Below are 21,921 nucleotides of genomic sequence, written 5' to 3'. Positions count from 1 at the left end.
GGGCGGGCTAACCCACTGGGCGGTGAGTTTTTTTTCTGCCTTAGAGCGATGATTTCGGCGGTGGGTATATGATAAACTTGTTGTATTAGGGGAAAGGGGAGGGCGAAACTATGAAACGGCTGCACCGGATATGGCCTTCAAGTCTGAAGAACCGTCTGTTTGTCGCGATATTGTTGTTTGTGCTCGTTCCCTCCACCCTTCTTCAGATCCGGAATATTACCCAGCTTGAGACGATGATGAAAGATAACGTCTCCCAGCAGAACGCCGAGCAGCTGGAGTACCTGAAGAACAGCATGGAAAGCCTGCGGGTCGGTGTTCTCGGAGCGATGCTTCAACTGGAGCGTGACCCCGAGGTGAAGGACAGGCTGCAACATCCCGAGGCCTACGATCCGCAGGAGCTGACGCTGCAGCTGGAGAACCGGCTGATTGCTGCCAAGCAGGGGCTTATGAACGCTGTGATTCCCGTACATCTGACGCTGGCGGATGGCGAAGGCCATCTCTATTCCTCCCCGGCGGAGGAACCGGGCAGTTCCCAGCCGTTCGGGGTTGAGCAGCTGAGCGCAAAAGATCTGGAACGGCTGACCCATTCTGCGGAGCCGTATTACTGGGATGTTCACGAATGGGAGAGTGAGCTGCAGGGCCTGCTGCCCAGCCAGGAGGTCTTCTCCCTGTATGCCAAGCTCCAGGCCGTGGACGGCGAGACCTTTGGCTATTTGCGCGTCAGCCTCGATATCAAAACCTGGCTGAATTCCATTACGAACGGTTTTCAGGTGAAGCAGACCTATTATTTGCTGGACGGGAGCGGACAGCCCATCATGCTAGGCAAAGATGACCGGACGACAGACCGCATCAAGGGGATGCTTCCGGCGTTTAAGTCTAGGCCGGAACGTTATTTTACCGACGAAGCCGACCGCTTCCTGTTCAATGGAATATATATGCCGAACATGGATTGGTACCTGGTCGACCGTTTTCCTTTGGAAGCGTTATCGGGGAATATAACGTCGATGAAGCAACAGGTGCTGCTCTCATTTATGGCAACGGTAGTTGTATTTATCGGCGTTACCTATGCCATTGTAGCTTCCATCGTGCGGCCGCTGCGGAATATGCAGCGCAAAATGAGTGAGCTTGCCGACCGAAATCTGAACATCCGCCTCCCGGAGCATAAGTACCGGGGAGAGACGCTGATGCTGGCCAAGGCATTCAACCAGATGACCGGGGATATCCGCAGGCTTATTGACAGGCTGAAGGCGGAAGAGCGTCAGAAGGAGGCTATCCGCTTTCAAATGCTGATGTCGCAGATGAACCCGCACTTCCTGCTCAATACGCTGAATACTATTAAATGGAATGCACGGAATTTTGGAGATAAGGGCACTTCAGAGATTTGCCTGAAGCTTGGCAAGCTGCTGGAATGCAGTCTGAACGACGAGGTCGACCTCGTCCATCTGAAGGAAGAAATCGAACTGGTCCAGGCCTATCTTTATATCCAGTCTTTCCGTTACGATCATGCGTTTACAACGGAGTACGAGATCGAAGAGGACCTGCAGTATGCACTGATTCCGAAGCTTAGCCTGCAGCCGCTGGTCGAAAACTCTATTTATCACGGGCTGATTCACATGAAAAAAGGCGGCACAATCGCCATTTCCGTCCGCCGCATAGAGGACAGACTGCGGGTGGAAGTCCGCGACAACGGCCAGGGGTTGCAGCAACCCTCGCGGCTTGCGGCCAGAAAACGCAAAGGCATCGGTATCAGCAATCTGCGCGAACGGCTTGTGCTGCTGTATAAGCATGAAGCGTCTTTTGAACTGCTGCCGCAGGAGCAGGGGATGGTTGCCGCACTCGATATTCCGCTGCTGCTGTCTTCCCCATATGACAAGGAGGGTTATCATGAAGACCATTCTGCTGGTTGAGGACGAGCCGTTCGTCCGCCGTTCGATCCGGAGCGCGATTCCCTGGGAGGAGCATGGCCTTAGGATCGCCGCCGAAGCTTCCCACGGGCTGGAAGCACTGGATGTGATTCATGAACTGAAGCCGGATATCGTCATCACGGATGTATTCATGCCCTATATGGACGGGATCGAGCTGCTGCAAAAGGCCCGGGCGGAAGGCTGTGAGGCCTCTTTCATCATGCTGACCTGTGCGGGTGAGTTCGAATATGCACGGATGGCACTGGAGTATGGCGCATCGAGTTATATTCTGAAGCTGTCGATGGATGACTCTGAGCTGCTGCGTGCGCTGGACAAAGTAAAAGTGCAGCTGGACAAGCGGGCGGAGCAGCAGGATGTGGTGCTCTGGGACACCGTTCAGGAACGCCTTCCTTATCTGTGGAAAAACGTATCGGGCAAGGAGGATACGGGCATCGGGACCGAGAAGCAGGCCGGGTTTCGCCGGCTCCAGGATCGTTATTCGAGGCTGGTGCTCATCACTTCGCTGAACGGAACCCGGCCGTTTTCATTGGAAGAGGCCCGCGCGATGTTCCCCGTGGAGTGCGAAGGGGCGCTGCGTTCACTGGTCTTTGTTAGCATGGGGGTTACAACCCATTTTCTGTGGAAAGAGGGGAAGAGTCTGGTTGGCGTCCGGTCAGCGGTACATCAAGAGAGCGGTATCCCTGTCATCTGCCGGACGTCGCCCTGTCAAGAAGAAACGGCATTGGAAAGCGGATGGCTGGCCAACGTGAACTGGCTGGATTATGCCTACTACGACAGGATACCCGAACGGAATGTCTACAGAGACGACGCCCAAAAGAGGCGGTGGCAGCCCGTGCCATGGGAAATGGAGCAGGAGGTCATCCGGCTGTTCGAGCGTTCGGCTGTTAATGAATGTGCCTCAAAGCTTAGTGAGCTGTGGCGGTTTATGCAAGAGACATTTATGCCGATGACGCTGGTAAAAGAGACGGCCGAGCGGCTGGATAAGCTGTTTGCCCGCATCAGCCACAAGCCTGCCGAGGATGCCGCAGGTCTGCTCAGTCTGCCCCGCCACTCCCTGCTTCTCGCAGTGTTGACGGAGCGGATGCAGCGGTATGCCAAGGGCAGGGGCGGACCCAAGCCCCCGGAGACGGACCACCCGGAAATCAATGCGATTATCCGTTATTTAATTCAGCATTATGATAGTGACATCTCGCTCCAGGCCATGGCCCAATATGTGCGTATGGACGAGAATTATTTAAGCGGATTGTTCAAAAAGAAAACCGGAGACACCTTTATTAATTACCTTCAGCGGATTCGCGTAAATGAGGCAAAGGTATACCTGGAGGAGACGGATCTCACTGTGGCGGAAATCGGCGAGAGATCCGGCTTTGTCAATCCAAGCTATTTCTTTAAAATCTTCAAGCGGTGGACAGGAGCAACTCCGAGTGAATATAGGACGGAGCATAAAAATAAAGAGGCCGGCGGCTGAACAGCCGGCTTCTTTATCTTGTAGAGCCAATCAGGGCCATTTGGCGAAACTGAAAATCGTACACTTAATTCCAGAGATATGCTGATTATGCCTTCTGCGGACATCCGATATGATTAGAGCATTCAACGGATAGGAAGGTTGAGAATATGGAACAACCCATTGCAGTTTCAGCAACAACGAAGGCTCAGGCTCACAGCAGCCGGCTCCGGAGAACGATGGCGGATGTCTGGAAAATGAGAACGCTGTATATCATGCTGCTGCCCTGCCTGGTGTGGTACTTTATATTCAAGTATCTGCCGATGTACGGCGTCATTATCTCGTTCAAGGATTACAATTTTTCCGACGGAATATTGCACAGTCCCTGGGCGGACCCGTGGTACAAGTATTTTGAAATGTTTTTTCAATCGCCCTATTTCTCACAGCTGCTGGGGAATACGCTTCTGATCAGCGTGTACAAGCTGTTGTTCGGAATGCTGCCGTCTATTCTGCTGGCCATCCTGTTTCACGAATGCCGGATTTCCTGGCTGAAGCGCTGGGTTCAGACGCTGAGCTATATGCCGCATTTTCTGTCCTGGATTGTGATTTACGGCATTTCCATCGCGTTTCTGTCGGAGACCACCGGACTTCTGAACCGCTGGATTACGGATATGGGCGGAAGCGCCATTCCGTTCCTCAATGGGGTGGAGTGGTTCCGCAGCGTACTGGTCTCGACGGAAATCTGGAAGGATCTTGGTTGGGGGGCCATCATTTATCTGGCGGCGATCAGCAGCATAGATCCCACACTGTATGAAGCGGCCAAGGTGGACGGGGCGAGCCGGCTGCGGATGATCTGGCACATTACCCTTCCCGGAATCCGCAATGTGATTGTGCTGCTCCTGATCTTAAGAATCGGCAGCATTCTCGATGCGGGCTTTGAGCAGGTCTTTGTCTTCTATCACCAGCGGGTGTATGAGGTAGGCGATATTATCGACACCTGGGTATACCGGACAGGACTACAGCAGATGAACTTTAGTCTTGGCGCCACCGTCGGGCTGTTCAAATCGGCCATCGGTTTCATTCTAGTGTTCGGCACCAACAAACTGGCCAAAAGATGGGGGGAGAGCATATGGTAAGCGGAAAATCGGATAAAGTGTTCAATGCGTTCATCTATACTATTCTGCTCGTAGTCGCGGTGACAGCCATTTTCCCGCTCCTCTATGTCGTCTCCATGTCGCTGACGCCTTACAGTGAAGTTATTAAGCACGGCGGGTTTATCATCATTCCCAAAAAAATATCCTTTGAGGCTTATGAGCGGATCTTCTCGGACCCTGCACTCGGACGATCCATGCTCGTGACGGTATTCGTCACCGTCATCGGAACGCTGATCAACATCATTCTAACGACGCTTGCGGCTTACCCGCTGAGCCGGAAAAACCTGCCGGGCCGTTCATTTTTTCTCCTGTTCATCATTATTACGATGCTCTTTAACGGAGGATTAATCCCGACCTACCTGATCGTCCAATCCCTCGGGATGCTCAACACGGTATGGTCGCTGATTGTGCCGGGAGCCATTGCTACCTTCAATGTACTGATCCTCAAAAGCTTTCTGGAGAGTCTGCCCGAGGAGCTGTTCGAATCGGCCCGGATTGACGGGGCCAAGGAATTCCGCGTATTGTGGCAGATCGCGCTTCCGCTGTCCGTCCCTTCGATGATGACCGTTGGACTGTTCTATATGGTCGGACACTGGAATTCGTTTTTCTCCGCCGTACTGTACATTACCGATACGAAGCTCTACCCGCTTCAGGTCATTATCCGGAACATGCTGCTCCTGACCCAGTCCAGCGAGCTGCAGGCTGAGGTTACCGTGCCAACTGCCGCCATGCAGATGGCAGCGGTAATCGCAGGCAGCTTGCCAATTATAGCTGTGTACCCGTTCATCCAGAAGCATTTCACCAAAGGAATGCTGCTTGGAGCGATTAAGGGATAAACCAATCCTTACATTATAAGAGGGGGAATTATCATGAAGATGAACAAAACAGGAGCCACGCTGCTCGCAACGTTGATGCTGGCCGCAACCCTTACCGGATGCGGCGGCTCGGGAAACGGGAATAAGGAGAATGCGGAGGGGGCGGGCAACGGCCAGGCCGCTTCAGCCGGTCCTGTAGATCTGGAGATTGCCCAAATCAGCTGGGGCACTAACCTGCCGGGGGACGATTTCGTCAAAAAAGAGCTGGATGCCAAACTGAATCTGACGATAACCCAGACACTGGTTGGAGATCAGGCAGACTATGAGAACCAAATGAATGTGCGCGCCGCCTCCAACAATCTTCCGGACCTGTTTATTGCTACCACAAAGGCCCATCTGCAGAAGCTGGCAGAATCAGGCTCGCTGCTCGATCTGACGCCATATCTGGAGAAGCTGCCGGAATATACGGCAGCCGCCGGAGAAGATGTGCTGAAAAAAGGGATTATCGGCGACAAGCAATACGCCCTTCCCAAAGCCGGACAGGCGAGAGCATACACGTATTGGATTCGCAAGGACTGGCTCGACAAGTTGGGGCTCCCAAAGCCGGCTACAGTTGACGAGCTGCTGGAAGTGGCCAAAGCGTTCACGGAACAGGACCCTGACGGCAACGGGAAAAAGGATACCATGGGATTGACAGGAACCAACTTTCAGGCGTTTGAACCTATTTTTGGCGCTTACGGAGTTACCAATATTTTTGACACGACCCAGTTGTTCGTCAAAGATGGAAAAGTCGTCGATACACTGTATGAACCGGCCATGAAAGAGGCGCTGACAACGATCCGGAAATTCCTGGACGCCGGTGTGGTCGACCCCGAGCTGGTCAGCAATAAAGGCACGATGGCACAGGACAAAGCATTCCAGGGCAAAGTAGGTATTATCAATATCGATTGGGCGCAAATGGTGAAGGAAGATAAAGTGAAGGTATGGAAAGGTGCGAACCCGAAAGCAGACTGGATTCAGCTGGATGCGCCAAAGGGTCCGGACGGGAGTGCTTATTCCAATGCGGTCAACATCGGTATGGCGGGCGGCCTGTGGGCAGTCCCGAAACGGCTTGAGAAAGAGCCGGAGAAGCTGAACAAAATTCTGGAGCTGTTCAATTATACCGCATCGGCTGACGGAGGACGTCTCGTGCAGTTCGGCATTAAGGACACCCATTATACCTTGGATGGCGATAAAGTCGTGATTACCGACAAAGGACGCGAAGAGGCCGGTTATACCTGGCTGTACCAGTTCGCCGGACGCGAGGAAACGGACTATCTCAAGACGAAATTTACGGTTCTGGCAACATATATCGATTTTGAAGCCAACATGCCGCGGATCGAAACGCTGGACGGATTCGTGCAAAGCCCGGCAGGCTATAATGCTGCAGACGCCAACCGCTTTATCGAAGAAGAGATGATCAAATTCATATACGGCAAAAATAATATCGAGAATTACGATAAGTTTCTGTCGACGCTGGAATCCACGTTTAAATATGATACGTATGTCGATGCTGCAGTGGAGCAGCTCAACAAGCTCGGATACGGAAAGTAAAGACAGTCAACACCTACTGAAAAAAATGAGGGTATCCCACAGGCCATTAGATCTGGCATCGGGATACCCTCATTCCATGCCTTCATTACATGGATCGTCGTTTCTACATTCTGCCTGGTGCGGGAAGACCAAGCACCTGCAGCACATCGCTAAAAGTATCCACAAAGGCGGAGGTGATCCAGAGGCGGAATCTCATAAGCTCCTCTGCACCCTTCAGGATCGGGCAGACGGCATAGAAGTTGTTGAACAATGTGGCTAATCCATGCGCATAGGTACAGATTAAGCTCGGCGCGAGCTCTTTGCCGGCATTGTTCAGGGTATCAGGCCAGGCGCTGAGGTGCCTTAACAACGCAGCCTCCGCTTTTTCCAGATCCTGAGGGAATTCTACAGGGCGGCTCACCGTTATGCCGAGGTCCTGACCCTTGTTCAGAACACTATGGGCACGTGCATAGGAATACAGCAGATAAACCCCGGTATTGCCGGAAATTTCGGTGGCCTGCCGGAAATCAAAAACAATCTCGGTACCCAGATTGTAACGGAGCAGATAGTAGCGGATAGCCGCAATGGCTATGATCCGGCTGGAGAGGCCTTTTTTATCCGGGCGGGCTTCCTCAATCGTCTTTTCCATCAGCAGGGCCAGATCGGTTACCTTAATGCCAATACCCTGGCGTCCGGACATAGCGTAAGAGTGTCTGCCGTCTCCAGTGTCGATCCCAAGCTCGGCAGCCGAAGCGGGACTAAGCGAAACCACACCATAACTCACATGATGCAGCCGATCTGCCTGAGCCTGGAAGCCCAGTGCCTGCAAAGCCTGTTTGACCATCTGCTGCGGATATTCCTGTCTATAGTCGATGACGTTAATGACCCTGTCCGCTTGGCCGAAAGGAAGCTTCTTGCCGTTTAATCCGGTGGTCCATACTTCGCCTGTAAAAGGAGTATAGGAGAAGTCCCGGTCCAGCAGCCCGAATTTCCACAGGTGGTAGGCGATATCCTTGGCTGTGTAGGTTAAAATCCCGTTGGACCGTACCAGCACCTTGTCCTGGAGATGTTCTTCGGAATCCGCTGTACCGCTGTTGTCCGTGACCGCTTGCTTCAATACCCGGCAGCCCGCGAGTTTGCCTTCGCTTTCCCGGACGTAAACCGCAGTCTGTTCCAGCAGAGTGGATGCCGCTGCCCAGAAGCCTTCTTTTACAATACTGCTCTCCCATACAAGCAGATCATACTCAATGCCAAAGTTCCGCATCTCCTCGACATGCTCTCTCACGATTCGTTCAGCGACAAGGTTGCCCAGCCAGGCCATGTTGCCTTGGCCTTCCTCCAGACCATGCAGGATCTCCGTACGTTTATGCGTCATCTCCGGATGTTGCGCATATTCTTTATTCACTTTGGCATAAAGGTCCCAGCAATAATCCCCAAAACGCACATACTCTCCCTCAAAGGGCACATGAAGCAGCCCAACCACCGTATCCGCCAGCTGATTCCCCAGGTCGTCAATATAGTTATGCACCTCCACTGTATGACCTGTTTGTCTCAACATCCGGACCAGGACATCACCGATACAGGAATTTCTCAGGTGCCCAAGGTGCATGGATTTGTTCGGATTCACAGAAGTGTGCTCGATCACAATCTTGTCCCCGGAGCCGGGGGGCAGCGCAAAAGAACGTCCGGCCCACTCTTGCCAGTCCATAAAAAGATTAATGAATCCCGGAGCCACGACTTCAACTTTACGGAGCAGTCCGTCCATATTGCCCTGCTGTTCCAGCCGGTCGGCGATAAGCCCGGCGATGGCAAGCGGGGCCATACGCAGACTTTTAGCGAGCTGCATGGCAATATTCGTGGAATAATCGCCATGCTCCAGATTGGCCGGTTGCTCCATCGGAATGGTGATGCCTTGGCGTTGATCCGCCTGAAGACTCTCGAATACCTGATTGACGCTGTGTGCCAGATGGGTTTGAATGATTTGACTTAACATGCGGTTGCCTCCTTTTGTGAATGCAAAAAAAGCCCACGTCTCCAAAGAGACGAGGGCTTATGCGCTCGCGGTACCACTCTCGTTGCTAAACGGAAGGTTTAGCCACCTCACAAGGTTAACGGTCTTCAGCCGGGACTTCCTAAGAGGGCTGTTCAGAAGTCCATCTCCCGGGTGCGCTTCATTACAGGATTCGTACCGGCTCTCACTTACCCGGCTTGCTGTGGACTGAATCCGAGATAACTACTCTCCCGATCATCGATTGAATATTGATTTTTATCAGTATAACGAAATTTGTGAAGAAAGCAATATCTGTTTTTGAAAATACCCAGGAGCGGGCTGAGCTTGTGCACCATAGTATAGCTAATAAATATAACCCCTACTGCATCAGAAGCTGACTCAAAAGCAGGGAGTAATGGGGGGATTGACGTACCTTGCCTGCGGTGAAAGTGATTCTAATGTATTTTGTGCAGCGTAATTACTCTCTGAGAGCTCTAAAGTCCATTTGGATGTATTTCGTACAGTGGATATTTGAAAAACAGGCGAATTTCAGCCCTTTCTGTTGTTTTCAGTGCAGAAAATGCAGTCAAATCGAACATTAGCCGGATATAGTTGCTACCCTGATGTACAAAGTGCAGTGAATAGCCAGCGGGGGAGATCCACACAAATCATAAATGTTGCATATTAAGCTGAAAAGAACGAATAGGTAGGAGAAACGAATAGAGGCTGATCGTGTTCCATACACATGATCTACCTCTTTTTTGTAGAAATGACAATCAGCTGCATAAGAGACTCAAGGGAATATTAGGATTATTCCTTTCTTTTGTCCAACGATATATGGATTAATATTGTCCATTTGTAAATGAGGCTCCAATAAGTGCGGTTGTCGTCCACACCGTCTGTATAACGTTTGAATATTAGTAAGTTGAGTCCTTGATTATAGTTTGCTTGCTGCTAGTTTCGCAGATTTGTGATTCCAATGCCGAAGGAGAGGAGGAATGTGGCTTATGGCAGTTTTATCAACAGGACCGATAGAAAATAACCCGGTCAATGGTACTAGGCTAACACAACTGGTAACCGTTCGAATCGTCAACCGTGATCCGGTGAGCAGCTCTTACCTGCTAATCCTGGGGTATGTGCTGGGCGTATCCAGGGAGTTTTACGTAATTGAATCCATTGAGATAACCGCTAATGGAGTGGTGAGCAGAAATTATTTTGCTGACCTGAATGCTTTCGAATTTCTGTTCATAACCGATGGAGTGGGGGAACAGAATGTGGCAGTCTCTGTCTGGGGAAAGGATGCTTCAGGCCAACTAGTGGATGCACATCGCATAGTCACGCAGGAGAAAGTAGCATCTGAGGACTCCCTGGAATAATTTGCTTGCCGTTTAAGCAAAATTACAAACTACTATATTTAAAAGGAGAGTTGAAACTATGGCTTTTTTATCTACGGGCCCGATAGAAAATAGTATTCCCACAGGAAGCACTGTAAGACCTACTCAGCAAGTAACGATCAGAATAGATAACCGGAGTGCCATTACCCCCTCGACCGTTGTCATCGATGGATACTACCTGGACGGGGGAGTCCGGACGTTATATGTCAGTGAGCTCATCAACGTGGCAGCCAATCAAGTGATTACCAGAAATTATTATGCCAATTTTGATGGGTTTGAGTTTCTGTTTACAACAGCAAGTATGGAAGATGATCCGGTTCAGATTTCAGTCTGGGGAAAAGACGGCGTAGGGCAATTAGTAACGAGCCATCGCTTAGTATCGGCAGAGCTGCTGGGAGAAGTGAGCGGGGCTACAGGAGCGACAGGGGCAACTGGTGCAACCGGAGCTACTGGAGCTACTGGTGCAACCGGCGCGACGGGTGACACCGGAGCTACGGGTGCTACTGGAGCAACGGGTGCGACAGGAGCGACAGGAGACACTGGAGCTACAGGTGCAACTGGAGCGACAGGTGACACTGGAGCTACGGGTGCAACTGGAGCGACAGGAGACACCGGAGCCACGGGTGTAACTGGAGCGACAGGTGACGCCGGAGCCACGGGTGCAACTGGCGCTACGGGTGACGCCGGAGCTACGGGTGCGACAGGAGCGACAGGTGACGCCGGAGCTACAGGTGCAACTGGAGCAACAGGAGACACTGGAGCAACAGGAGCGACAGGAGACGCCGGAGCTACAGGTGCGACTGGAGCGACAGGCGACGCCGGAGCCACGGGCGTAACTGGGGCAACAGGTGACACCGGAGCTACGGGTGTGACTGGGGCGACAGGTGACGCTGGAGCCACGGGTGCAACTGGTGCAACAGGTGACACTGGAGCTACGGGTGTAACTGGAGCAACAGGAGACACCGGAGCCACGGGTGTAACTGGAGCGACAGGCGACGCCGGAGCAACGGGTGCGACTGGAGCAACAGGAGACACCGGAGCCACGGGTGTAACTGGAGCGACAGGCGACGCCGGAGCCACGGGTGCAACTGGCGCGACAGGTGACACCGGAGCAACGGGTGCAACTGGTGCGACAGGAGATGCCGGAGCAACGGGTGCGACAGGAGCGACAGGTGACACCGGAGCCACGGGTGCAACTGGTGCGACAGGAGACGCCGGAGCTACAGGTGCAACTGGCGCTACGGGTGACGCCGGAGCAACGGGTGTGACTGGTGCGACGGGTGACACCGGAGCCACGGGTGCAACTGGTGCGACAGGAGCAACAGGTGACACCGGAGCTACGGGTGCAACTGGAGCGACAGGAGACGCCGGAGCCACGGGTGCAATTGGTGCAACTGGAGCAACAGGTGACCCCGGATCAGGTGCGATTATTCCGTTTGCATCAGGGCTGCCTACAAGCATGACCACTGTGCTGGGTGGCACGCTGAATACTTCGGGATTGATTGGATTCGGCAACAATACCTCAGGAGTTACCGCAACCGGCGGTACTATTAACCTTACCGGAGCGGCGGGAACCGAGCTCAACTTTGCCTTCTCGGTTCCGCGTGCCGGAACGATTACGTCGCTCGCTGCTTACTTCAGTACAACAACAGGGCTTACCCTGGTAGGTTCCACCGTTACCATAACAGCCACCTTGTTCCGTTCCACTACACCGGATAATACCTTTACGGCGGTGCCGGGTGCTGTGGTTACTTTAAGTCCGTCACTCACGGGAGTTCTTGCTCTGGGTACGATTAGCAGTGGGATCACCTCGGGATTAAGCATAACGGTATCCCCGGGAGAACGTCTGCTGCTGGTCTTCACCGCTGATGTCACGGCAGGTCTGGATCTTGCGACTACAATATCGGGTTATGCAAGTGCGGGGATCACGATCGCTTAATCAGGGACTTCGTCTTTTTTATCCATTCAATAACAGAACAAAGGATGCCCCCAAGCCTATGGCTCTGGGGGTATCCTTTGTTTAAATTACCAAATGGCACTCTAAGAACACCGACAGCAGTTGATCATCTTCCTTGCCCGCTACACCAGATCGCAGGCTTCGGCGGGCATCCAGTGGGCATCCTGGCCATCCCATTTCACATTGCAGCCGATTGGATTGGTCAGCGGCACGCTGACCGGTTGGCCGGAGACAAGCTCGGTAAGGGCATTGTCCAGATCGTTGACCGTCATTTTATCCACTTCTCGCGGGTTGTCCACGCCGCGGCCCGTATAGACCAGTCTGCGTTGCTCGTCAAAGACATAGAAATGGGGCGTCCGCAGTGCACCGTAAGCTTTTGCTGTTTCTTGTGTCTCATCCCGTGCATACACCCATGGGAAACGCTGTTCGTTCATCCTGACGATCATATTCGCGTAAGAATCATTGGGATGCGTGATCTCACTGTTCGAGTTGATGCCAATAAAGGCCACTCGCTGTTCTGTGAATTTCTCCACGGTCTTGCGGGTGACCTCATCGGAGCCGGTCACAAAAGGGCAATGATTGCAGGTAAAGAATACCACCAGGAACCGGGATGAGGCAAAGCTGTCCAAAGAATACGTTTGGCCATCGGTTGCCTTCAAGCTAAAGTCGGGGGCGGGAGCGCCAATCTCTAAAGTAAAGCTCACTTCAAAGCACCTCCTATGAGTGTAGGCAGCCAAAAGCGGTATGGATATGGGTGCAAGGATGGCTGCCATGATTGCCTTCTCCTTTTATTATACCGATAGCGGCCTGTCAAATCATCAGGATCTCACGGATGTCCTGCTCGGACAAGGTGGATAAAGCCTCTTGCCCCGGCTGGATGACCTCGTCGATCAGGTTCTTTTTCTTTTGCTGAAGCTCATACATGGTTTCTTCTACGGTGCCCTGGGTAACCATGCGGATGACCTGCACCACGTTCTTCTGCCCAATCCGGTGGGCCCGGTCCGCAGCCTGCTGCTCCACGGCAGGGTTCCACCACAGATCATATAGAATGACGGTGTCGGCACCTGTCAGGTTTAATCCCGTCCCCCCTGCCTTCAGGGAGATGAGGAACAGGTCGCGCTCGCCGCTGTTGAAGCGGCTGCATAACTCCACACGTCTGGAAGAAGGAGTGGAGCCGTCCAGGTAGAAATGGGGCACACTCTGAAGTCCAAGTTCCCGGCCAATCAGGCCAAGCATCTCGGTGAACTGGGAGAAGACCAGCATCCGTTTGCCTGAGCTGCGGCATTCTTCAATGATCTCCAGCAGCTGCTCAAATTTGGCTGAGCCTCCGCTGTACCCGTCAATGAACAGAGACGGATGGCAGCACAGCTGGCGCAGGCGGGTCAGTCCGGCCAGGATTCGGATGCGGTTGCTGTTGAAGCCGTCGTTGGTCAAATGCTTAAGCGCCTCTTTCTGCAAACGGGCCAGATAAGCGACATACAGCTTTTTCTGTTCCGGCAGCAGTTCGGAAGCCTGGATAGACTCAATCTTGTCGGGCAGCTCCTTCAGGACATCACTTTTTAGGCGCCGCAGCAGGAAAGGGCGTGCCCGTCTGGCGATCGTTTCCCGGGGGAGATCATGAAAGGCTTTTAGACCCGGGAACAGCTCCGGGAACACGATGCTGAAGATCGACCATAAATCCTCCAGCTTGTTCTCTACCGGTGTTCCGGTAAGTGCGAACCGGTAACGCGCTTGCAGAGCTTTGGCGGCTTGGGCTGTCTGCGTAACATGATTTTTGATAACCTGGGCCTCGTCCAGAAACAGGGTGTGAAACGACTTTTTAGCGTACAAGGCTGCATCTCTGCGCAGCAAAGGGTACGAAGTGATGATGACGTCAGCTTTCTCAGCATTCTTTAGAGTCCGCCTCCGCTCGGTGAGGTTACCGTCTGCTATGGCGACCCGGATCTTTGGCGCGAACTTCTTCAGTTCATTAAACCAGTTGTAAGTGAGTGAAGCAGGAGCGACAATAAGCGCCGGCAGCTGCTTTGTACGGATGTCTTCAAGCTCTGAGAGCAGAAAAGTAATGCTCTGCAAGGTTTTGCCAAGGCCCATATCATCGGCCAGTATGCCGCCGAAGCGGTAGTGGGCCAGGGTCTTTAACCATTGGAAGCCGTATTGTTGATAATCGCGGAGTACAGGAACCAGGCTGCCTGGTACAGGGAAATCGAGATTCTCGGGATTCTGCATGTTAGCCAGCAGCCGCCGCAAGGAACGTCCGAGCTTCACGGCATCGCCATTGCCGGTTTCGGCGCTAAGATGCAAGCCGCGCATCAGCGGCAGAGAGAATTCGGCTTTTTTAAGCTCCTCTGCGTTTAGTCCAAGCTCATTTATGAAGGCGATGATTTCCTGGAATTCTTCACTTTCCAGCGGCAGCAGCGCTCCGTCCGGCAGGCGGTAATATTTGCGTTTCTCCTGCAGGGATTGCAGAATATGAACGACCTCAGTTTCGGGAATCCCGTTCATGTCGAACTTGAAGTCCAGCCAGTCCATTTTCTCATTCCACTGCAGGGTCGCTTTTGGCGGGCGGGTTCCGGTGTACAGCCGTTCTTTGACCGCAGTGGTGGCGTAGATTTCGAGCAATTCCTCCAGCAGCGGAACGGTGTGGTACAGAAAGTTGTATTCGTTGTCTTCATCCCGCATCAGATACCCGCTTTCGGTCTTGATAAAAGCGGCATTCTCCATCAGCGCAAGTATCCGCGCTTCACTGTCTCCGTCCCGAATCAGAATGAGTTCCGTGCTCCGGCGTTGTGCCTGTTCATCCAGAGGATTCAGAATCACATCTCCGTATTGAAACTCCAGCCCGGCCAGCAGCCGGTCCCTAACCCGGTCCAGGTAGAGCCGTGCCTTCAGCTTGCCTTGAACAATACGGCGTGAGATGGAATCTGCAATTTGAACCTCACCCAGCTTCTTTAGTCCGGGAATCACTTTGTCCATAAAAGGTTCCATTTGCTCCGGTGCGATCCCGATATCCCCTCTGCGGGAGGCTTCCAGCATCCCTTTCAGCTCCGCCAGCCGCTTGCATTCGCGTGCAGGCAGTTTCAGCAGCCTGCCTTCGGACATTACCAGTCCGTACTCCTCCAGGACCCTAATATGCTCCAGCCCCTGCACTTCCAAAAGGTAGCCGGTTTCTTCTGCCTGCTTGAACTGAAAGCTCAGCGGCAGCGCCTCTTCCAGTACCCGAATTCCCTCAGTCAGCTTCTCCCCTTGCTGTATACGGACGTTCGGGGCCAAGCTCAGCACAGGCAGCAGTTTATCCCAGAAAAAAGGCGGAATGGGCAGCAGCCGCTCAGTTGCGGTCATTCCCGGGAAGGAGGGGGCAGAGCTAAATTTATCCCGGTAGATCCGTTCATTCTGAAGGATGGAAATCAACTGCTGTAGCACTTCGTTGTCTTCCTTCAGGAAGCTGTGCAGGGAGGGGTCATAGGTGAAATGTTTGGAAAAGGTAAAAGTGCCGCCGCTCTCAATGCGTTCCAGCAGTTCTCTGATTTTGGTTACAATATAAAGGCGTTTGGGCCCAAGCTTCATCTCCAGACCCAGCATGTATTGGCCATAACCACGGGTAAAAGGCTTGCAGATAAACTCCACGGCAAGTGCCGCCCGCGTCTCTACAAAGTTCCCGCGGCCGCTTGGGCGCTGCCGGGTATTGCTGAACACGCCCAGCAGGTTATTCACCAGCTGCTGATCCCGTGCGGCGATTTCCGGATGTTCTGTGGAGCTCGGGGAACTGGCTGGTCCGGCCGCACTGTAGTCATGAGAATCTTCCTCTTCCTCCATCCCCAGCGCTTGAATCAGCACAGCCGCAATATGTTTGCAGAATGGGCCGCCATGGACATAGGCGGGACAGTCACACTCAGCCTTGACATCGCCGTCACTGTCAATTTCGGCAGTAGTGAGATAGACCTGATTATGGCTTCCCAGCACTTCTGCGGTATAGACCGAATAATCCGCCTCGGTGCGATGCCCGGTCAGGCTGACCTGGCCGAGGTGACAATAAGCCAGCCCTGATTCATACCCCTCCTTGCCGCAGAGCAGCAGGATCACCCGTTCCGGTACACTGTACTTCATGACTTGCTTTTCCCCTCCTGAACCTATCTGTATCTCTTTAATCATCGTAGCAGTTGCTTTAGAACCAATAATAACAGAACAAACGTACGTGTGAAAGGCAAAGAGAATCCGGGCATAACGCCAGCACAAAAAACTGCCCTGCCGGCACAATAGCATGCGGCAGGACAGGTTATCAGGATTGCTTTTAAAGGTAAATGAACTTAAAAATCATACCAGTATTGCAGTTTGTTATTGTAGAAATAGACATGTGTTTGGCCATAGACCACATAGCCCAGTGATTCATTGACGCTGTCCGGTTCCCCCCAGGCGAGATACACCTCATCAAACTTCATTCCTACGACCACCTTTTCTTCGCGGATGGCGGACCACATCTTGTCGCTGATCGATGTGACATTGCGCGGATTCTCAGTGAAGAACATCTCGGCAATGTCTCCAATCATTTCGTTGCTTGGGTTCATGGCGATTGGCACCTCCTGGCCATTGGCCCGGCGCATCACAACCTCCAGCTCGCCTGTGGAGAGGTTGGCCCGGAGATCCTTGATTGTCAATTTCTCCATGTTCTTGAAGGGGCTGTTGTCAATCTCCGAATTACGGATCCACACAGTGAGGCCATTGAAATATTGTCTCATGTATTGAAGATGAACATCGGTGAAGATGATCCGCTCGTCATAAGTGTTATAGTCGAGCTTCCAGGTAGAACCGTCATTCGCCAGCAGGGTGAAGACGATGACGGAACCGCCGTCATACTGGACGTCGGTTATCCAGTGGGAACCGGAATAACCGTTCACATAGACTTTTTTTCCCATTCCGTAAGCCATGTTTTCCGGCAGCTTGCTGATGCTGTAGAGGGTGCTGCTGCTTTTGCTACGGCCTTCTTCGGTGCTCCAGATGAACAGCGATTCGGCACTGGAGGCATATTTGCCGTCAATAGCTCCCAGCTTCAGCAGGGATTTAAAAGCGACATAGTTGGAATTTTTGTAAAACACCGAGTTGGCGGTATTCAAGGTGGTTATTCCTTTGGCGCCCTTTAAGGTTACACTGCCCGCCGTTGACTGCACCGTGAAGCCCGGAATTTGGTCGAGCAGCTTGACAGGAACATACGTGGTTGAACCGACCAGCAGTGATTTGGAAGCTGAAATCAGCAGCTTGCCGTTGACAAAGGTGGCCAGCTCCGTATACTCCGGACTGGCGGCCGCCGCCGCTTTATCCGTCCCCGAAGGGTACCCTATTCCCGCAACAAGCAGTAAAACAGTAAAGATCCATACCATTTTTTTCATGATTATTCTATTTTCCTTCCCCCAGTGAACTTGGCTGACCCAGCCGTAGCCGGATTGCACTCCTATGGATTCGGCAGCTCTCCAATAATTTCCTTCGGGGCTTAGCTCTTTTCGTGTTTTTTATTTATCGCTTATCTGATTTATACGATTTAAAGAGGATGAAATTAGGTTAATGAGGATTAACTGGCATTTAATGAGCCTGATGACCCAAATCTGCGGCCGGGAGGTTGTTGTAATTATGGTGAGAAAAAGATGGCGGAGCCCGCGGCTTGCAGTTCTGCTGGCAGCATTCAGCCTCAGCGCCTGCAGTGGCGCGAATACGGCAGGAGAAGACGGGGAGGTCCGTATGGAATTATCCGGCAATTCCATAGAACGCCCGGTTTATTTGCCGAAGGATCTTCCGATTCCAGCGGGGGCATCCGTTACCCTGTCGGGCGGCAAGCTGGAGAACGGGAAGAAGTCATCCATGCTGATTTATGAGACACAGGAAAGCATGAACCGGTTGGGAACAACATACAAAGAGTATGTCAAGGACAAGTCACTGGAACAGGATACGCAAATCATCGACCCCCACAACATGATTATCAATGGCAAGGTGGACAATGCCTATTCTTATTCCATTATAGGGAGCAGTCTGGACAGCAAACCCGGGACTTCGGAAGTTATCGTAACCTGGCTCGAGAACTGATCGAGGCGTTCTGGGTCATAAGTAACATTTCAAGGCCGTGACCGATATATCCGGGGCGGCTTTTTTTTGCGTGTAAAAAGAAACGGCATTTAATATTTCCAAAACAATCCTCTGCAACACAATTGACAATGGTAGACGAAAATAACAGTAGCAGTTACCTATATGAAAAGGGTGAATTGAATTGAGAAACAGTAAATGGATGGGCGCAGCTCTGGCATCGGCACTTCTTATAACAGTGAGTGCGGGTAGCGTTGGAGCAGCGGGTACCGGCAGCAGCACTAAAGTAGGGGCAGGCCATACAGCAGCAGCGGCCGCGGGTCCGGTTAAGGTAAAAGAAGGTACTGCAGCCTGGACTGTAAACGGTTCACCCGTTAGCTTCAGCACCATTGACAGCAGCGGCTACAAGCTCTATTCACTCAGTCAGGTGGCCGGTGAAATTGGGGCCAAGGTCATACTGGCCCAAGGCGGCATGGAGCTGAATGACAGCAAGGGTCTACATACGGTTCTAATTAAACCGGGCGCCAAAAGCTTTCAGGTCGATGGTGCTGCCCAAGAGTTCACAGTGGCCCCGGTCCTCTACGGCGGCAAGGTCTATGTAGAGCTGACGAAACTGGTAACTTCACTCGGCGGCGAGCTTGAAGCGGATTCCGGCGCCATTCTCAGCTTTGCACGTCCGGAAGGTGCGTTTGATTCCCTGCGCTGGACAGCGGATGGCAGTCTGATTGCCAACAAAAGCGATGCGGAACTGCCGGTATTGCTGAAATTCGGTACTGCGGCGGAAGGCGACTATCATGTTTTCTCATCCGATGACAATGCAACCGAACTCGCCGTTTCTCCCGATCAGGGATGGGGAGCGTTCAGTGATGAGACCGGGCTGCTTCATCTGATCAATTTGTCGAGCGGAGCGATTCGTGCTCTGGGCACGGACAATAGTGTAAAGACGGATCTGGTCTGGTCGGCTGACGGCAAAAAGATCTATTTTATCCAAGGGGACAAACAGGAGAAAATCGCACAAATTTCTGTAGATACAGGAGAAGTGAAGACGATTTTGGCCGACAAGGTAGAGAATAAATCAGAGCTGCGGATTTCGGGCGATGAAAAAAGTGCGGTGTATATCGTCAATGTTACCGGCGTAGCCAAAAACGATGCCGACAGCACCGAGGATTCCCTGACTGTGGACTACAGCAAAGCCGGCGAGCAGTTGTACAAGCTGGATCTGTCCGCCAAGGAGGCCAAACCGGCCGCATTGACCACTTCCCCCGACAACAAATTATACCCGGAAATTCTGGCGGGCGGCAGTGTAGTATACCTGAGCGCCGATGCTGAAGGCGACGCGGCGAACACGCTGAAAGAAATCAAAGCCGATGGCACCGCGTCCAATATCGCTTTTGATGTAGAAGTGAACTGGGCGGAGAATGTGGGCAGCGGTCTGGTGGTAAGCGGGACAACGGCAGACGGAAGCACGGTGATCTACTCCCTGGACGCGAGCGGTGCTAAGACTGAGCTGTTCCGTACAGCTGGTGATGTGTCCGAGATTGCTGTATCCAAGGATGGGGCCCGGCTTGCAGTTGTAAGCGACGGGAAATTATCGGTGATTCAGGGCGGCAAGGCCTTGCAATTGACCAAATAGAACGGCTTCAACATCCAAACTAAAATATCGGCGTTTAGCCGGGAGGAGATTTATTCATGAAGATTTTCAGAAAATTCACAGTTACGGCACTTACGGCCGTGATCGCAGTCAGTACAGCTTTTGCAGGGATTGCATCTGCAGCCGACACCTTGAAAGGTAAAATTACGATCAACGGTTCGACGGCACTGCTGCCGCTGACGCTGCAGGCGGCCAAGGAATTTCAGAAGCTGCATCCCAAAGTAAAAATCGCCGCCTCCGGCAAAGGTTCCGTGACAGGCCCGCAAGCGGTCAAAAAAGGCATCGCCGATATCGGCGCAGTAGACTGGGACGCCAGCACGGATGTTCCGGGCTTCAAAGCTTTTGAAGGCCAGGTGGCAAACAAGGTGGCGGTTATTCCTTTCGCAACCATCGTGAACAAAAATGTGGGCGTCGACAACCTGACTACAGAGCAGCTTAAAGGGATTTTCTCCGGCAAAATCAAAAACTGGAAAGAAGTCGGCGGTGCAGATGCAGATATCGTAGTGATTACCCGCGCCTTCGGTTCCGGGACCCGCGTCAACTATCAGGCCAAGGCTCTGGATGGCGGAGATATCGTGAAGAAGGAAAAAAACTATAAAGAAACTGGCAGCAGCGGTGATATGAAAACGGCCGTAGCCACGACTCCGAATGCAATCGGTTATATCGATCTGGTCTATGTAAGCGGGGATGTCAAAGCTGTTAAATTCAACGGGGTAGAGGCCACTACGAATAACGTAATCAACGGCTCCTACAAAATCTGGGCATACGGTTACTATATGACCAAAGGCCAGCCTGAAGGCATTACCAAAGAATTCATCAAGTATGTTCAAAGCAGCAAGTTCCAGCAAGGTTCGCTCAAAAAGCTGAAGTTCATCCCTATCTCGGCAATGAAGTAATCCCAATAATCCCGTCTTTCGGGAATCATATGGAACGGCAACGGCGGCCAGCCCCGATCTTTATGCGGGGGTGGCCGCTTACAGGAGGGAAAGTATGGGTTCACCAGTCCACAACCTGACATCCAGGGCGAAAGGGAACGCTGTAGCAGTGAGCGCGAGTCCTAAACGGCACAGCAGACATCTGTTAAGCAATACCCTGTTCCGCTATTATTTTCTGTTCAGCATTTTAGCGCTTTGCCTGGTGCTGGGCCTGGTTATTCTGTTCATCGGCAAAACGGCGCTGCTTCTGTTCGGCCAAATTTCACCGCTGGACTTCTTTTTCTCGTTCAACTGGACGCCGGAAGAGGAGGCCTTTGGAGCGGCTGCCTTCATTGTAAATACACTTTCGCTTACGGCGCTGACCCTGCTGATTGCAGTTCCCGTCTCCGTGGGAATGGCCGTGCTTTGTGCGGAGATCGCACCGAAATGGATGAAAAACTTCATCCGCCCGGTGCTTGATCTGCTGGTGGGAATTCCCTCCATTGTCTACGGCTATCTGGGGCTTACCGTCTTGCTGCCGTTTCTGCGCCGGGCCAGCGGTGAGGGGCTTGGCGATGGGCTGCTCGCTGCGGCACTTGTGCTGGCACTGATGGTGCTGCCCACGATTTGCCGGATCAGTGACGATGCGATTGTCTCTGTGCCGCGCAAATACCGTGATGCCGCTTATGCACTCGGCTCTACCCGCCTGCAGGTCATCTTCCGTGTTGTGCTGCCTGCGGCCAAAAGAGGCATTATCTCGGCAGTCATCCTTGGCATGACCCGCGCCGTTGGTGAGACGATGGCGGTGGTAATGGTCATCGGCAACACGCCGCAGCTGGCGAAGACGCTGTTCACGCCGTCGTCCGTGCTGACCAGCAATATTGTCATGCAGATCTCCAACGTTGAATTTGATTCCACCTGGAACTACGCGCTGCATATGATGGCTTTCCTGCTGCTGCTGATCTCATTTATGCTGATCCTGGTCATTCGTATACTGGGCAGAAAAAGGAGGGAGGTTTAATGAGCGGTTCCTCAAGTA

At 52.6% G+C, this 21,921-nt stretch carries 15 protein-coding genes and 1 other annotated feature; of the genes, 11 read left to right on the top strand and 4 right to left on the bottom strand.

Annotation, left to right across the window (positions count from 1 at the left end):
* Positions 1-110: 110 nt before the first annotated feature.
* From IEY53_RS00250 to IEY53_RS00230, 5 genes are all read left to right on the top strand, one after another.
* A complete protein-coding gene (locus IEY53_RS00250) occupies positions 111-1,907 on the top strand; it encodes a sensor histidine kinase (RefSeq protein ID WP_189021620.1) in 1,797 nt (598 codons plus the stop codon).
* Positions 1,885-3,393 (top strand): helix-turn-helix domain-containing protein, encoded by a 1,509-nt coding sequence (locus IEY53_RS00245; protein ID WP_189021619.1) that lies wholly within the window; start codon positions 1,885-1,887, stop codon positions 3,391-3,393. The genes IEY53_RS00250 and IEY53_RS00245 overlap by 23 nt, the downstream gene beginning before the upstream one ends.
* 146 nt (positions 3,394-3,539) lie before the next feature.
* Complete coding sequence (locus IEY53_RS00240; protein ID WP_189021618.1) at positions 3,540-4,505, top strand: ABC transporter permease; 966 nt, start codon at positions 3,540-3,542, stop codon at positions 4,503-4,505.
* A complete protein-coding gene (locus tag IEY53_RS00235; RefSeq protein ID WP_189021617.1) occupies positions 4,499-5,359 on the top strand; it encodes a carbohydrate ABC transporter permease in 861 nt (286 codons plus the stop codon). The genes IEY53_RS00240 and IEY53_RS00235 overlap by 7 nt, the downstream gene beginning before the upstream one ends.
* A gap of 33 nt (positions 5,360-5,392) precedes the next feature.
* On the top strand, positions 5,393-6,931 hold the full coding sequence (locus tag IEY53_RS00230; RefSeq protein WP_189021616.1) for a type 2 periplasmic-binding domain-containing protein: 1,539 nt from the start codon (positions 5,393-5,395) through the stop codon (positions 6,929-6,931).
* A gap of 103 nt (positions 6,932-7,034) precedes the next feature.
* Here IEY53_RS00230 and IEY53_RS00225 read toward each other — a convergent pair whose 3' ends face one another.
* A complete protein-coding gene (locus tag IEY53_RS00225) occupies positions 7,035-8,903 on the bottom strand; it encodes an arginine--tRNA ligase (RefSeq protein WP_189021615.1) in 1,869 nt (622 codons plus the stop codon).
* A 42-nt stretch (positions 8,904-8,945) separates the two neighbouring features.
* Positions 8,946-9,168 (bottom strand) — a binding site (T-box leader).
* A gap of 739 nt (positions 9,169-9,907) precedes the next feature.
* Here IEY53_RS00225 and IEY53_RS00220 point away from each other — a divergent pair.
* Positions 9,908-10,276, top strand: coding sequence for a hypothetical protein (locus IEY53_RS00220; RefSeq protein ID WP_189021614.1), 369 nt, complete (start codon positions 9,908-9,910; stop codon positions 10,274-10,276).
* Positions 10,277-10,334: 58 nt separating this feature from the next.
* On the top strand, positions 10,335-12,233 hold the full coding sequence (locus tag IEY53_RS00215) for an exosporium glycoprotein BclB-related protein (RefSeq protein WP_189021613.1): 1,899 nt from the start codon (positions 10,335-10,337) through the stop codon (positions 12,231-12,233).
* A gap of 140 nt (positions 12,234-12,373) precedes the next feature.
* Here the strand turns inward: IEY53_RS00215 and IEY53_RS00210 are convergent, their stop codons facing one another.
* The 3 genes from IEY53_RS00210 to IEY53_RS00200 form a co-directional block, all read right to left on the bottom strand.
* Complete coding sequence (locus tag IEY53_RS00210; protein ID WP_189021612.1) at positions 12,374-12,955, bottom strand: thioredoxin family protein; 582 nt, start codon at positions 12,953-12,955, stop codon at positions 12,374-12,376.
* Between the two features lie 106 nt (positions 12,956-13,061).
* Positions 13,062-16,355, bottom strand: a complete 3,294-nt coding sequence (locus tag IEY53_RS00205; protein ID WP_189021611.1) for a DEAD/DEAH box helicase — start codon at positions 16,353-16,355, stop codon at positions 13,062-13,064.
* Between the two features lie 200 nt (positions 16,356-16,555).
* A complete protein-coding gene (locus IEY53_RS00200; RefSeq protein ID WP_189021610.1) occupies positions 16,556-17,632 on the bottom strand; it encodes a hypothetical protein in 1,077 nt (358 codons plus the stop codon).
* Between the two features lie 172 nt (positions 17,633-17,804).
* Between IEY53_RS00200 and IEY53_RS00195 the strand changes: the two genes are divergently transcribed.
* The 4 genes from IEY53_RS00195 to pstC all read left to right on the top strand — a co-directional run bounded on the left by IEY53_RS00195 (position 17,805) and on the right by pstC (position 21,903).
* A complete protein-coding gene (locus IEY53_RS00195) occupies positions 17,805-18,320 on the top strand; it encodes a hypothetical protein (RefSeq protein WP_189021609.1) in 516 nt (171 codons plus the stop codon).
* A gap of 181 nt (positions 18,321-18,501) precedes the next feature.
* Complete coding sequence (locus tag IEY53_RS00190; RefSeq protein WP_189021608.1) at positions 18,502-19,950, top strand: TolB family protein; 1,449 nt, start codon at positions 18,502-18,504, stop codon at positions 19,948-19,950.
* 56 nt (positions 19,951-20,006) lie between these two features.
* Positions 20,007-20,864 (top strand): phosphate ABC transporter substrate-binding protein, encoded by an 858-nt coding sequence (locus IEY53_RS00185; protein WP_189021607.1) that lies wholly within the window; start codon positions 20,007-20,009, stop codon positions 20,862-20,864.
* A gap of 94 nt (positions 20,865-20,958) precedes the next feature.
* Entirely contained in the window at positions 20,959-21,903 is a 945-nt protein-coding gene (pstC, locus tag IEY53_RS00180) for a phosphate ABC transporter permease subunit PstC (RefSeq protein ID WP_189021606.1), read from the top strand.
* The last annotated feature ends 18 nt before the right edge of the window (positions 21,904-21,921 follow it).

This window comes from Paenibacillus albidus (genome assembly GCF_014644435.1).
Classification (GTDB): domain Bacteria; phylum Bacillota; class Bacilli; order Paenibacillales; family Paenibacillaceae; genus Paenibacillus_AQ; species Paenibacillus_AQ albidus.
The sequence above is the reverse complement of the archived record's forward strand: the minus strand, read 5'-3'. Positions and strand labels throughout refer to the sequence as shown.

Coding starts and splice junctions, on each gene's coding strand:
- IEY53_RS00240 (WP_189021618.1), top strand. CDS start 3,540: ATGGAACAACCCATTGCAGTTTCAGCAACAACGAAGGCTCAGGCTCAC.
- pstC (WP_189021606.1), top strand. CDS start 20,959: ATGGGTTCACCAGTCCACAACCTGACATCCAGGGCGAAAGGGAACGCT.
- IEY53_RS00215 (WP_189021613.1), top strand. CDS start 10,335: ATGGCTTTTTTATCTACGGGCCCGATAGAAAATAGTATTCCCACAGGA.
- IEY53_RS00195 (WP_189021609.1), top strand. CDS start 17,805: ATGAGGATTAACTGGCATTTAATGAGCCTGATGACCCAAATCTGCGGC.
- IEY53_RS00230 (WP_189021616.1), top strand. CDS start 5,393: ATGAAGATGAACAAAACAGGAGCCACGCTGCTCGCAACGTTGATGCTG.
- IEY53_RS00185 (WP_189021607.1), top strand. CDS start 20,007: ATGAAGATTTTCAGAAAATTCACAGTTACGGCACTTACGGCCGTGATC.
- IEY53_RS00235 (WP_189021617.1), top strand. CDS start 4,499: ATGGTAAGCGGAAAATCGGATAAAGTGTTCAATGCGTTCATCTATACT.
- IEY53_RS00205 (WP_189021611.1), bottom strand. CDS start 16,355: ATGAAGTACAGTGTACCGGAACGGGTGATCCTGCTGCTCTGCGGCAAG.
- IEY53_RS00220 (WP_189021614.1), top strand. CDS start 9,908: ATGGCAGTTTTATCAACAGGACCGATAGAAAATAACCCGGTCAATGGT.
- IEY53_RS00225 (WP_189021615.1), bottom strand. CDS start 8,903: ATGTTAAGTCAAATCATTCAAACCCATCTGGCACACAGCGTCAATCAG.
- IEY53_RS00200 (WP_189021610.1), bottom strand. CDS start 17,632: ATGAAAAAAATGGTATGGATCTTTACTGTTTTACTGCTTGTTGCGGGA.
- IEY53_RS00245 (WP_189021619.1), top strand. CDS start 1,885: ATGAAGACCATTCTGCTGGTTGAGGACGAGCCGTTCGTCCGCCGTTCG.
- IEY53_RS00250 (WP_189021620.1), top strand. CDS start 111: ATGAAACGGCTGCACCGGATATGGCCTTCAAGTCTGAAGAACCGTCTG.